The 12,783-nt window shown below is 66.9% G+C and carries 11 protein-coding genes; 6 read left to right on the top strand and 5 right to left on the bottom strand.

Going from position 1 to position 12,783, the window contains the following annotated elements:
* The first annotated feature begins 133 nt into the window (after positions 1 to 133).
* The 4 genes from HGI30_RS01985 (at position 134) to HGI30_RS02000 (ending at position 3,192) form a co-directional block, all read left to right on the top strand.
* Positions 134 to 493, top strand: coding sequence for a transcriptional repressor (locus HGI30_RS01985; RefSeq protein WP_168906156.1), 360 nt, complete (start codon positions 134 to 136; stop codon positions 491 to 493).
* A 213-nt stretch (positions 494 to 706) separates the two neighbouring features.
* On the top strand, positions 707 to 1,471 hold the full coding sequence (locus tag HGI30_RS01990; protein WP_168906157.1) for an AraC family transcriptional regulator: 765 nt from the start codon (positions 707 to 709) through the stop codon (positions 1,469 to 1,471).
* 89 nt (positions 1,472 to 1,560) lie between these two features.
* A complete protein-coding gene (locus HGI30_RS01995) occupies positions 1,561 to 1,842 on the top strand; it encodes a GNAT family N-acetyltransferase (protein WP_168906158.1) in 282 nt (93 codons plus the stop codon).
* Between the two features lie 258 nt (positions 1,843 to 2,100).
* Positions 2,101 to 3,192, top strand: coding sequence for a BTAD domain-containing putative transcriptional regulator (locus HGI30_RS02000; RefSeq protein ID WP_168906159.1), 1,092 nt, complete (start codon positions 2,101 to 2,103; stop codon positions 3,190 to 3,192).
* Between the two features lie 119 nt (positions 3,193 to 3,311).
* On the opposite strand, the gene modB is transcribed toward HGI30_RS02000, so the two are convergent.
* Positions 3,312 to 4,010, bottom strand: coding sequence for a molybdate ABC transporter permease subunit (modB, locus tag HGI30_RS02005; RefSeq protein WP_206110000.1), 699 nt, complete (start codon positions 4,008 to 4,010; stop codon positions 3,312 to 3,314).
* Positions 4,007 to 4,912: a molybdate ABC transporter substrate-binding protein gene (gene modA / locus HGI30_RS02010; protein ID WP_168906160.1), complete on the bottom strand. Its 906-nt coding sequence runs from the start codon at positions 4,910 to 4,912 to the stop codon at positions 4,007 to 4,009. Before modA ends, modB begins: the two co-directional genes overlap by 4 nt.
* A 149-nt stretch (positions 4,913 to 5,061) precedes the next feature.
* Between modA and HGI30_RS02015 the strand changes: the two genes are divergently transcribed.
* Both HGI30_RS02015 and HGI30_RS02020 read left to right on the top strand, forming a co-directional pair.
* Positions 5,062 to 6,120, top strand: coding sequence for a substrate-binding domain-containing protein (locus HGI30_RS02015; RefSeq protein ID WP_168906161.1), 1,059 nt, complete (start codon positions 5,062 to 5,064; stop codon positions 6,118 to 6,120).
* A gap of 255 nt (positions 6,121 to 6,375) precedes the next feature.
* Positions 6,376 to 7,833, top strand: a complete 1,458-nt coding sequence (locus HGI30_RS02020) for an MFS transporter (RefSeq protein WP_168906162.1) — start codon at positions 6,376 to 6,378, stop codon at positions 7,831 to 7,833.
* Here the strand turns inward: HGI30_RS02020 and HGI30_RS02025 are convergent.
* From HGI30_RS02025 to HGI30_RS02035, 3 genes are all read right to left on the bottom strand, one after another.
* Positions 7,820 to 8,485, bottom strand: coding sequence for a hypothetical protein (locus tag HGI30_RS02025; protein ID WP_168906163.1), 666 nt, complete (start codon positions 8,483 to 8,485; stop codon positions 7,820 to 7,822). The two genes, HGI30_RS02020 and HGI30_RS02025, sit on opposite strands and share 14 nt — an antisense overlap.
* Positions 8,486 to 9,231: 746 nt before the next feature.
* The gene (locus HGI30_RS02030; RefSeq protein WP_168906164.1) at positions 9,232 to 10,230 is read right to left on the bottom strand and encodes a TRM11 family SAM-dependent methyltransferase; all 999 of its coding nucleotides are present in this window, start codon (positions 10,228 to 10,230) and stop codon (positions 9,232 to 9,234) included.
* 234 nt (positions 10,231 to 10,464) lie between these two features.
* Entirely contained in the window at positions 10,465 to 12,042 is a 1,578-nt protein-coding gene (locus HGI30_RS02035; RefSeq protein WP_168906165.1) for a CAP domain-containing protein, read from the bottom strand.
* Between the last annotated feature and the right edge of the window lie 741 nt (positions 12,043 to 12,783).

Here is a 12,783-nt window from a genome sequence, read left to right on the forward strand (position 1 = left end):
GCGGGCGGGACCAAATGGCGCGGGAAACGGCGCGGGAAGGCACGGGCGCAGAAAAGCGGGCATTGCAAAGCTCTCTGGAGTTAATTATAATCATTATTAAATAGAATTAATTCGTGAAGGGAGTGGGTCTGTCATGGCCATCGCGCCGACCCGACGCAATGCCGCTCCGTCGCCCTTGTCTCCTGCCGCCCCGTCCTCTTGCCGCTTGCAGGAAGCTGTCGCTCAGATCGAAGCAAGAGGCATCCGCCTCAATCCCCAGCGCTACGCGCTGCTCGAATATATCTATACCGCCGACACGTCGGCCACGGTGGAGCAGCTGGTCCGCGAGCTGCAAGCGTCCGGACACGGACATGGCCGCGGCGCGGGAGCGACCGCCGTCTACAGTCAGCTGCGCGTATTCGAGCGGATGGGACTCGTGCGCGAGACCCGTCGGGACGGCGAGGTTCCTCGCTACGGACCGGCGCTCGCCCGCAACTCCCGTCCGGCCGTCTGACGGATCAAAGCTTTCCCAGTCCGCTGCTCGTCTTTGGAGCAGCGGCTTTTTTTCATGCTTCCGGAACAGCGCTGCACTTAATTGACAATGAGAATCATTTTCACTAAGATGGAGAAACACCATGCGCTGTGACCGCGCTTAGGCAGGACATTCTTCAGACAAGGACGGTGGATGACAATGGGCGCAGGAGAGAAGCAGGCTGGACAGAGGGACTTGCCAATTCCGCGAGGGCTGGACGAAATCTGGTTCAAGCTGCGGGATGCGGCGCCGTTCGCGGCGGCGGGGCCAAGCCCGGTGCGGCCGGAGTGGCGATCGGACTTCCGGCTCGTCGCCGTGACGGGCGGGCAGGGAATGCTGGCGGCTGGAGACCGCGCCGTGCCCTTGCACAGCGGCGTCGTCTACATCAGTCCCCCCGGAGAAAACCTCCGCGCCGACGTCGTCTCCGCTTATCGGCTGGAAATGTACGTGTTCCGGTTCCAGGCGCTGACGTCGGACGAGTCGGATGGCGGCGCCGTGCCGCTGCCGCGCCATGCGACGGCGATTCCGCTGTCGGGGGAGCCGCTGCCTTACCCGGCGGCGGCGCTCGTGTCGCTGTGCAAGACGGTCTGCGCCTGCCGGAGCAGCCTCGATCCGCTGGAGCGGTTCCGCGGGCAGACCGTCTTCGAGGATTTGCTGCATCGCCTGTTCAAGGAAGCGCTGAGCGGTACGGAGCAGCAGCTCGATGCGGCGCTGGAGACGGTCCGGACCTATATCGAGCAGCATTACGAAAAGGACGTGACGGTCAAGCGGCTGGCGGAGATGTCCCGCATCAGCCCCCGCCACTTAATGCGCCTGTTCAAGGAAAGCTACGGCATGACGATCGGCGAGTACACGAAGGAGCTGCGCCGTGCGGGAAAGCGGCCGGCGGGCCTGCTCGCGCGCAGCACGCTCGCGGAGCGCTACCAGCTGCCGGAAGCGGCGGGCCACCGGTTCGGCTGAAGCCGGCTGACTAAGACAGCCCTGGATCGGGTATGACAATAGCAGAAGGCAGGAGCCGAAAGCGCGCCGCCGCAAAGGAGGAGTCGTCCATGGCCGCAACCGAGCCGGAAAAATCAGGGAATGGATACGTCATCCGCGAGGGCGGGGAGCCGATCGGAGAAATCACCTACGCCCCGTCGGACGGCGGCAAGGTATGGATCGTCGACCACACGTACGTATCGCCCTCGCATCGGGGCCAGAACCTGGCCTCGAGCCTGCTGCAAGCCGTCGTCGACGAGGCGCGCCGCGAAGGCGTCAAGATCGAGCCGGCCTGCTCGTACGCGGCCGCTCAGTTCAAGCGGCGCAAGGATTACGCCGATCTGCTCGCCTAGCGCGAGGAAGGGACGCAGCCGGACCGGCTTTTCGGGTCCGGCTTTTTCCCCTGTGCAACCATCGGCGCCGGCTGCGCGTCTACTTAGTGGAATCTCCCAGTATCCGCAATCGCCCCCAGCTATGGTATAATAGACGGGATATGGTCCCGGCAGCGGCCGGAAGCCTGGCTTCCGCCAGCTTGGAGCGCTGCGTCTGGGGAAGCAGAGAGGAAGGAATTCGACATGCAAAATCAAACTTCCCCGCAAGAAGCAGGGACATTGAAACCAGGAATCGAGAACCTGTTCTCCATCATAATCGGCGAAATCGACAAAAAGACTGAAAACGGTCTCTCCGGCGAAGAAGGCGACGCCCTGAAGGGCCTGCTGGAGGAAGCGCGCCAAGCGATCGCGGGCGAAGACTATGCCGCGGCCGAGAGTCATCTGGGCGGCATCGTGGAGCGCGAGCCCGAGCTGGGCGCGGCTCAGGCGGCCGTGCTGTACGCGCTCATCGCCCAGGACAAGTGGGAAGCGGTCGAGGCGCAGGAAAAGGTGCTGCTGCAGACGGCTGCCAACGCCGAGGAGCAGGCGGACGTCCAGGCGATGATCGCCAACCTGCTCGGAGAGCTCGGCCACTACGGCCGTGTCGTCGAGCGTCTCGAGGCGCTCGTCGCCGAGCATCCGGAGCGCAAGGCGGACTTCGCTGCCCTGCTGTCGGCGGCCTACATCCGGACGGGCCGCGAGGCGGACGCCTGGCGCATCGTCGAGGAGGCGCTCCCGGCCGAAGGCGAGGAGGGGCCGGCCCATCTGCCGCTGCTCGTCGCTCAGATCAACCGCGTCATCGACCTCAAGAAATGGGACCGCTGGTCCAAGATCCAGACGCGCGTCCGCCGCTTCCTGAAGTCGCTGGAGCAGGGCGACGACCTCGTGCGCGCCCGCATCGTGCTGCTGCTCGAGTGCCAGTCCTACATGCAGGCGGGACGCTTCCGCGAGGCTGAGCTGTTCGCCGAGCTCGTCTACGGCATGGACAGCAAGAGCGAGGAGATTCGCGAGCTGCGCAAGCAGATGCAGGAGATGCACGCTCTCTCCAAGGAGCTCGAGAAGCTGCAGAAGGACACGGCCGTCCATCCGGCCATCGTCATTCGCAACATGGAATGGTACTACGGCGAGTTCAACGAGGAGGCGGCTGCCGGCCTTCGCGCCCAGCTGCCGGCCGAGGTGCTGAGCCGCCTGGACGCCGAGCCGGAGAAGCTCATGAACGGCATCCTGCAGCTGCGTTTCCGCTATCCGGCATTCTACCGCCGCTACCAGGAAGAGTGGCAGGAAGTATACAAGCAAAAGCAAGCCGAGCTGGCTCAGCCAAGCGGCAGCTAAGAGGAGCGGGGCGAGCGTTCGCCCTCCCGCAATCCAAAAGGGACAAAGCCATGCGAATGGCTTTGTCCCTTTTTTGGGCGGATCGGAATGCGCACGGAGGGCCTTGGCCAAGGCGGAGCCTAACGGTGCTCTCGGATGGAATCACGGGAGCGGCTGCCCCCGGTCACGAGCAGCAGCACGAAGGAGAAGGCGACGATCGCGATCGTCCATGCCCAGGCCATGGAGGTCTGGCCGCTGTCTACGGCGACATAAATGGCGGTCGGCACCGTTTGCGTCACGCCCGGAATGTTGCCGGCGATCATGAGCGTCGCTCCGAACTCGCCGAGGCTGCGGGCGAAGCCGAGCACGAAGGCGGCGAGCAGGGACCGGTACGCCAGCGGCAGCGCGACGAATCGCAGCACCTGGAGCTCGCTCGCTCCGGCGGAGCGGGCGGCTTGCTCCAGGTCTTGGTCGATGGAGGCGAAGCCCGTTTTCATCGTCTGGTAGACCAGCGGAAACGATACGACGACGGAAGCCAGGACGCCGGCCCACCAGGTGAAGACGAGCGGCGAGGAGAAGACGGCCTCGATCAGCCGTCCCGCCCAGCTGCGGCGGCCGAATCCGACGAGCAGCACGAAGCCGACGACGGTCGGCGGCAGCACGAGCGGCAGCAGGAACGCCGTTTCGACCAGCAGCTTGCCGCGCAGCCGCGTCCGTGACATCCAGCGCGCGGCGGCCGTGCCGAGGACGAGGGCGGCGATCGAGGCGAGCAGCGCGATGCGCAGCGACAGCAGAACGGGAGGCCAGAAGGCCTCCCAATCGACCGAGGACACGCTCATGGCGATTCGGAGAACCCGTAGCGGAGAAAAACGTCCATGGCTTCCGAAGAGCGGAGGTACTCATAGAATGCGGCCGCTTCTTCGGGATGCTTGGTCTCGGCGAGCACGGCCGCCGGATAGAGGATCGGCGAATACGAAGCGGGTTCTGCCTTCAGCGCCAACGTGGCCCGGTCCGAGCCGAGCGCGTCGGTCTCGTAGACGAAGCCGGCCTCCGCATTGCCCGTCTCGACCATCTGCAGCACGGCCTTGACGTCCTTCGCCTGCACGAGCTTATCCTCCAGCGCGTCCCAGAGCCCGGAGTTGTCCAGCGCCTGCTTGGCGTACTGGCCGGCCGGCACGCTTTCGGGAATGCCGACGGCGATGCGGGAGTAGGCCTTGTCCGTGAGATCGTCCAGGCTGCTCGGGGCCAGCTGGCTGTCCCGGGAGACGACGAGCACCAGCTTGTTCGCCAGCAGATCGGCCGAATGGGCGGCGTCGACGAGCTTGGCATCGGCCAGAGCCTTCATGTTTTTGCCCGAGGCGGAGATGAAGAGATCGACGGGAGCGCCTTGCTCGATCTGCTTTTGCAGCGTGCCGGATGCGCCGAAATTGAAGTTGAGCTCAAGGGTCGGATGCGCGGCCTCAAAGGAGGTCTCGATCTCCCCGAGCGCCTCGGTCAGGCTGGCGGCGGCGGAGACGGTGAGCCGGACACGCTCGGAGCCCGCCGGGGAAGGCTGCGCGCCTGGCTCCGCGCTCGGCTTGACGCCGGCGGACGATGCCGGAGAATCGGGGGAGACAGCTCCCGCATTCGCGCGGTCGGAGTCGGAGGCCTGGCCGCAGCCGGCAAGCAGCAGCGCCAAGGCGAGCAGCAGGAAGCAGGCGTTTGGAAGGAACGGGAACACGGAACGGCGGTGTCTTGGCATCGGTGGATTCTCCTCTGATTCGTATGATTTCGTTATATCTAGCTATAATTAGTATGATTATATAGAGGAGAGACACGGTTGTAAATGAGCCGATCCGATGTATGGTACACTGAAGATCGACATTAACGCGAAAGCCGGGGAGATGCCGCATGCCGGATGAATCCTATACGACGGAAGAAATAGCCCGACTGCTGAAAATATCCAAGCTGACCGTCTACGACCTGATTAAAAAAGGGGCGCTGCCCGCGTATCGAGTCGGCAAGCAGATGCGCGTAGACGCCTCCGACCTGGAAGCCTACAAGCGGAGGGCCAAGGAGCGGGAGGCGGGGGGCGGAGCGGCGTCGAGCCGGTCCGGGGACAAGACGATCGCGAAGCGCGGCCCGACGGCAGCGGCGAATGCCGGGCGCGATCGCTCCGCAGCGCGCCGAGGGGCGGGCCTGACGGCGGATTCCGCCGCAAGCGAGGACAGCGGCTTGGAAGCTGTCCGACCGACGGCGGGCGCGCCGGCTCGGCCGGTCGTCTTGACCGGGCAGGATCCCGGCATGGACCTGCTGGCCGCTCATTTGTCCCGAGCGGGGTTCCGCGCGCTCCGGTCGCATAAGGGGAGCCTGGACAGCCTCATCGATCTGTATCAAGGAGCCTCGGATGTCGTCAGCACCCATCTCTGGGACGGAGACACCGATACGTATAATCTGCCTTACATCCGCAAGCTGCTTGTCGGCGCGCCTCTGCTGGCGGTCAATCTGCTCGTCCGTCCGGCGGGGCTGTACGTCGCGCAAGGGAACCCGCTGGGACTGACGGGCTGGAGCGATCTGGGCCGGCCGGCCTTGCGCATCGTCAATCGGGAGCGCGGCGCCGGTGCGAGGGTGCTGCTGGACGAGCAGCTTCGGCTGCATGGACTCGCTGCCGCCGGCATTGCCGGGTATGACCGCTGCGTCAACAGCCATATGGAGGTCGCCGCGGCCGTCGCTTCCGGGGAAGCCGATGCCGGAGTGGGCATGGCCAAGGCGGCGGAGCTCGTCAGCGGAATCGATTTTGTGCCGCTCATTCAGGAGCGGTACGATCTCGTCGTCCTGCGGACGAAAGCGAACGAGCGGCTGCTGGAGGAGCTGCTTGGAGTGCTGGGGCAGCCGGCATTCCGCAAGGAGCTCGGCGCCATCACGGGCTGCGACGTGAGCCGGACCGGAACGGTCTGGCTGGAGACTTGAGCGGGATCGTCGGGCGAGACTTGAGCGGTAAAAGCAGGGCAAAGGCTGTCCGGCCGTCTGGAATGACGGCCGGGCAGTTTTTTCGTTTCGGGATGAATCTCGCGGGCTGAAGCAGCTCGTAGGCAAGCCATGCCGAATGAAATGGGAATTGACAGCGAGAGCCGGCCTTCCGTATGATGACTTTATAAAGAAAAGTATTTATAAAGTTCAAGCTTGGACCGAACCTGCGGTTCAGCTGAAAAGGAGCCGGCTATCATGAACCAACCTCGGTTATTCCGCTGGCTTTGGGCGGGGCAGAGCTTATCCAATCTGGGCGACACGCTCTATCTGCTGGCGATCGTGACGATCGTCTACGAGCTGACCGGCTCGGCGCTGTTCTCCTCGCTCGTGCCGCTCGCGCGCGTGGCGGGCCAGCTCGCTTGCGGCATCGCCGCGCCGATCGTAATGGACCGCTGGCCGCTGACGAGGCTCATCCAGCTGTCCCAGCTGCTGCAGGTGCTGCTGTTCCTCGTGCTCCTGCTGGCTGTGCGAGGGCTGGACGAGGCCGGGATCGGCGGCGTGCTTGCCCTGATCGGGCTGCTTAGCTTCACCGACGGAATTACGACGCCGGTGCGCAACGCGCTGGTGCCCCGCTATGTCGGCAAAAAGGAGCTGCTGCGCGCGAACGGCCTCATGTCCACGACCGACCAGATCGTCATGATGGCCGGATGGGCGGCCGGAGGCGTCATCGTCGCCTGGCTGGGAGCGACGCCGGTCTTGAACGCGACGCTCGCCATCTATGCCGCTGCGCTGTTCATGACGCTTCGCCTGCGCGAGCCGGCAGGCGAGGGAACAGGAGAAGCCGCGGATGCGGCCGAAGACGGAGCGTCGGCCCGTGGCGCTGAAGCTGACAACGATGGAACGACAACCGATAAAGCGAGGCTCGACGGGAGCGGGAAGACATTCGCTGCGGGCGCCGGCGGCTCGGAGGCGGAAAGCCGACCAGGCGGCGCATGGGCATCGGTCCAGGAGGGCTGGCGGAATATTTGGCGCAATCCGGTGCTGCGGCTCATCTTTTGGATCGAGACGATCGAGGGAACGGTGAGCGCGACGTGGATCGGAGCGCTGCTGCTCGTCTATGCGACGGAGCAGCTCGGCTCCGGCACCGAATGGTACGGGTTCATCAACGCCGGGTACTTCGCCGGCTGCATCGCGGGCGGGCTGCTCGTCGTCGCCTTCACGCGGCGGCTGTCCCGCTGGCCGGCGCTGTCGATCGCGGCGGGCGCGGGCCTGATGGGGCTGTTCACGCTCGCCTTCGCTTGGACGACGGCTCCGCTGCTGGCGCTGGCGCTCGTCGTGCTGATGGGGCCGCCGCAGCAGCTGCGGGAGGTGACGAGGCGGACGGTATTCCAAAAGGTCTGTCCGCCGGAGCAGCTGCCCAAGGTGATGAGCGCGGAGAACACGCTCGTCTACTCGCTGTTCGGCCTGTCCGTCGTGCTGCTGTCCTGGATGGCGGACCGCTGGGGAGTCGGAGCCGTCTACACGATGTCCGGCCTGTTCTATCTGACGACCGCGATCCTTACGGCGCTGTTCCGACGGCGCATCGACGCGGCCTCCCGCGCAGCGGACGCGGCGGAAGCGGCCTCCGAAAGACTGTCGCAAGCGGCTGGCAGGCAGCCGCTGGATCGAAGCTCCGGGGCCGACGCAGGCGTCGAGCCGCTCACCCGGCCGTGACGCCGTAGCCGGCCAGCCGGCGGCGCGCTTGCTCGGCGATGCCGGAATACTGCCGCTCGAGCTCGGCGATCGCCCGCCACTGGGCGAGCAGCTGCGAGCCGCTGCCGAGCATGGAGCCGAGCGCGCGGTCGACGAGCGCGGCGTCGCTCTTGCGGGCGGCGGCCGAGAAGTCCCGGAGCGCGTCTCGCAGCGCCGACTCGGGGATGCGGGCGGCAGCCTTGCGGACGCGCAGCGTGTCGTTCACCGGCTCCAGGCCGGCGAGGATGCGGCGGACGTCGGCAATCTTGGCCGAGCGGGCGCGGCGCAGCTCCGCGAGCTGCTCTTCCTGCAGGCGCACGGCCTGGCGGGCGAGCTGCACGCCGGATTTCATCAGGTCGGCCTGCAGCCGCAGCGCCTTGGCCGTCTCCTTGCTGCCGGCATTGCGGCTGCGCTGGCCGAGCGCCGTGTAGCCGGCGTAGAGCGGCTCATACACGCCCTTGGCCTTGGCCACGCGCGCCTGCTGGGCGCGGATCGCCTCGTCGTCGATGGCGGCCGCGGCCTGGCGCACCGCCGTCGCCAGCTTGGCCGCCGCCGCGTGCGCGTCCTGCGCCTGCTTGCGGACGGCTGCAAGCTCCTGGAGCTGGCTCGCATACTGCCGCATGCGGTCGTTCATCCGCTTGGCCGCCTCCGGCGAAGCTTGGGACGCGGTCTTTTCGAAGGCGGCCTGAGCGCTCGGGCTGACCTCGATCGAGGAGGCAACGGCCGGAGCGGCAGGAAGCAAAAGCAGGAGCAGAAGAAGCAGCAGAGGCGAAGCGAAGCCGCTCCGACCAAGACGGCTCGAACGGCCCGCCGCGTGTGCGGCCGACGCAGGAGATAGCGGCGCGAGAGCAGGGAAAGGAGTTGTCGGATCCAGGGCAAGGGATGACGGAGACGAGGCAGAGGCAAGTGCAGAGGTCGGCGGATTCAGGACAAGGGAAGAAGCAGACGAGGCAGAGGCAGACGCAGAGGTCAGCGAATTCAGGGCAAGGGATGACGGCGACGAGGCAGATGCAGAGGTCAGAGGGATGCGGGACGGGGGAAAAGAAGGAGCAGGCGTGATAAAGACGGGACGGCGGACGCGGCTCGGACGGGCGGCGCCGCGCCTCGGGCGGACGGCAGAGAACAGCGACATAGACGGAAGCCTCCTTTTGAAATTGCTCCAAGCAGGGCGAACCGGCATTCGCCGTCCTCTGACGGCTAAGCAAGATCCATTCCGAGAAGGACAAGATTTGCAGAGCGATCCGCTCCGCCTCTCTTGTCTCCCGACGCAAAAAGCACCGCAGCAAAAAGGCTCGAGATGAGCCCAATGCTGCGGTGCTTCCGCATGCTTGGAGCGTACGTATGTTCGTAATTACACTATATCAAGCCCGGCGGAGGCTGTCAACCGTCGGCAAGGCAAAGATGGAACAGCCGGACGAAATTCCCTTTGGTGAGCCGCGCGGTCGCCTCGATGCGGAAGCCCGCTTCCTGGAGGATCGCTTCGATCGGCTCGGTCGTCACGACGACGGCGCGGCCGGTCAGCCGCCGCAGCGCGATCAGCATGCCGAGCTGCTCCTCCGGCGGGGACACGGAACAGAGATTGTAAGGCATGTCGAGCACGCCGGCGTCGAACGCTCCGCTCAGCCCGCGCATGTCGCCGATGGAGACGAGCTCCTCGGCATGCCCGAAATGGCGCAGGTTCTCCCGCGCTCCGACGGCGGCGAGCGGGTTGAGGTCGTTGCCGCGGCAGGAAAAGCCGAGCGAGAGCGCCTCCAGCAGCACGGTGCCGATGCCGCAGCACGGATCGACGAGCGAGCTGCCCGCCGGCTCTCCCGGAGCGGCGATGTTGACGGCGGCGCGCGCGGCTCGCGTCGGCAGCGCGGTCGAATACTGGCGCGGCTTGTCCTGGTGCCGCAGCCAGAGCGGCTCCGCCTCGGCCAGCTCGCCGGCCAGCCAGCGGCCTTCGTGCCGGGTGAGTCCGTAGACGACATCCGGCCGCTTCAGCTCCGGCTCGCCGGTGACGGCGAGGCCGAGGGCTCGTTCCAGCTCGAGGCGGCGGCGGTCGGGATGCTGGTCCAGCGCCCCCGTTTTCACATAGCGGGCTCGAAACAGGCGCTCTCCCGGCGAAAGGACGGCTCCGGCGGCCTCCAGAAGCTCCGGCTCGGATGCGGCCTCGGCGCGGATGTCCAGACGCTGCTTGAGGAACGGGCTGCGGCTCGGATCGAGGCGGCGGGCATGGCGGAAGGCGCGGCTGTCCGGCGTCATGAGGAAGCCGGGGAACAGGCACGAGAGCTCGAGCGCGCACAGCTCGGCCTCGGACTCGTGGCACGCATAGATGTAGAGATAGTCGCGGACGCTGGCCGTGAAGCCGTCGCCGGGACGGAATTCGGTTGGATTCATAAGCCGTTCCTTTGCACAGGTGTCGTTCGGGGCGAAGGGCCGCCGATGCTTCATTGTACCTTGCCGGGGGGCGGGGAGGCCAGCGGGAGACGGTCGGACGAGAGCATACGGGCGAAGCGGCGGGGACAGGAGAAGAGCTGCGGAAAAGCGAGAGCGGCGCATAGGAGCTTGAACAAGCGAAAGAAACACCCGCGGCCCATCGGGGCGGCGGGTGTTGGGCATGGCCGTGAAGGCTCACGGCTTGTAGAAATTCTGCGTGTAGCGATTGTCGTAGACGCCTACGCCGAGCCGCGTGTAGCCGTCGGAAAGCATCGCTTTGCGGTGGCCGGAGGAGTTGAGCCAGCCGTTATGCGCCTCGATGGCGGAGCGGTAGCCGTAGGCGATGTTCTCGGCGGCGGCGGTGTAGCGGATGCCCTCGGCCTTCATCCGGTCGAACGGGCTCAGCCCGTCCGGATTGGAATGGCTGAAATAATCGCGCTTCGCCATGTCGGTGCTGTGCTTGCGGGCCGCGAGCGCGGCCGTGTCGTCCCAGGCGAGGGCGCCCACGCCGCGCTTGACGCGCAAGGCGTTGGTCAGATCGAACACCTGCCGCTCGTAGCCGGAAGCGAGCGCCTCGGCGGCCGGCTCGGCCCCGGACGGGGAGCCGGCGACGACGAGCACGGCGTCGAGCTTGCCCTCGTCGAGCGTATCGAGGAAGAGCGTCGTGCGGATGCCGCCGGAGACGAAGGAGTGCGTCTTGGCCGAGGCGGCCGGCTGTTGGCCGCTCGCCTGCTGGAGAGCGGCGGAGCTCATGCCCGGGCGGAGCGTCTTCCACAGGCCGCCGCCGTCCTCGTAGGCCGCCGGGGAGCCGGAGTAGAGGGCGACGACCTTGCCGCCGCTGATGCCGGCTTGCATGTAGCGGCTGTAGTCCTTGTTGTAGACGTACCAAGTGAAGCCTCCGAGCGCCGGGTCCTTGCGGTCCGGCGCCCCGAGCGCCTGCAGCAGCGCCGCTTCGCCGTCGCCGAGCTGGATGCCGCGCAGCTGCGGGCCGGGCGCGGCCGTCGCCGGGGACGGCGAGGCCGATGGTGCCGGCGAGGCGGACGGCGTCGGCGAAGCCGAAGGAGAAGCGGACGGGGCAGGCGAAGCGGACGGAGAAACGGACGGCGCCGGCGAAGCCGAAGGAGAAGCGGACGGGCCAGGCGACACGGGAGGCTGCGCCGCCGGGTAGGCGCGGAGCATCCGGCGGAGGAGGGCGACCGCCTCCGCTCGGGTCAGCGTGCTGCCGCTCTCGTAGCCGGCAGCGGTCGACGCCGTGCGCCCGCTCGCGATGCCTTCCGCGAGCAGCCAGGCCACGGCGTCGGCTTCGCCTCCGGAGCGCCCGGCGACGGAGGCCAGCAGCCGCGCGGCTTCGCCACGCGTATAGCGGGCGGCCGGCTGCGCGGCATGGAACGCGGCCCAGCCTTCGGCGGCGGCCGCGGCGTAATACGGCGAGTGCCAGGCCGCGCCGGAGGCTGCGCCCACGGCAGGCGCCGCGCCGTAGGCGCGCGCCGCCAGGGCGAGGAATTCCGGCTCGCTGAGCGCAGCCGAGGGCCGGAAGCGGCCGTTGCCGTCGCCTTGGGCGAAGCCGGCGTCGACGGCCCAGGCGATGTCCCCGGCGGCCCAATGCTTGGCGGGGACATCGGCGAAGCCGGCGCCTCGCGCGGCGGCAGGCGAAGGCGCCGCGATGGAGCCGGCGAGCAGGGACGCGGCCAACAGGGCGGATGCCGCGATCGGGACGGGGCGTCTATGCGGCGCGAAGTCCGCGGGACGGACTGATGGACGGTGGAGGAACATGCAAGGATGACTTCCTTTCTCATGTAAATCTAGAGTAGATGCTGTAGGCTATTCCGCCCAATTGGACGCTACAGGAAAGCGGAGGTTGTGGCCATTCCCCGAAATGCTCCGGAAGTCCTGGATGCAAGCCGCAGAAACGAGAGGGAGAACGAGAGCCGTCTCGGACCCCTTCATCGCAGCTCCGGAGGCGGCGGAGGTCGAGTGAGAGTAGTCCGGACCCCGTCATCGCAGCTTCGGAGGCGGCGGAGGTCGAGTGAGAGTAGTCCGGCCCCCTTCATCGCAGCTCCGGAGGCGGTAGAAGTAGAGTGAGAGTAGTCCGGACCCCTTCATCGCAGCTCCGGAGGCGGCGGAAGTAGAGTGAGAGTAGTCCGGACCCCCTCATCGCGGCGTCGGAGGCGGCGGAGGTCGAGGGAGGGTAGTCCGGACCCCGTCATCGCAGCGTCGGACGCGGCGGAGGTCGAGTGAGAGTAGTCCGGACCCCGTCATCGCGGCGTCGGACGCGGCGGAGGTCGAGTGAGAGTAGTCCGGACCCCTTCATCGCGGCGTCGGAGGCGGCGGAGGTCGAGTGAGAGTAGTCCGGACCCCTTTATCGCGGCGTCGGAGGCGGCGGAGGTCGAGTGAGAGTAGTCCGGACCCCTTCATCGCAGCGTCGGAGGCGGCGGAGGTCGAGGGAGGGTAGTCCGGACCCCGTCATCGCGGCGTCGGAGGCGGTAGAAGTCGAGTGAGAGTAGTCCGGACCCC

The sequence above is a fragment of the Paenibacillus albicereus genome, from assembly GCF_012676905.1.
GTDB classification, from domain to species: domain Bacteria; phylum Bacillota; class Bacilli; order Paenibacillales; family Paenibacillaceae; genus Paenibacillus_O; species Paenibacillus_O albicereus.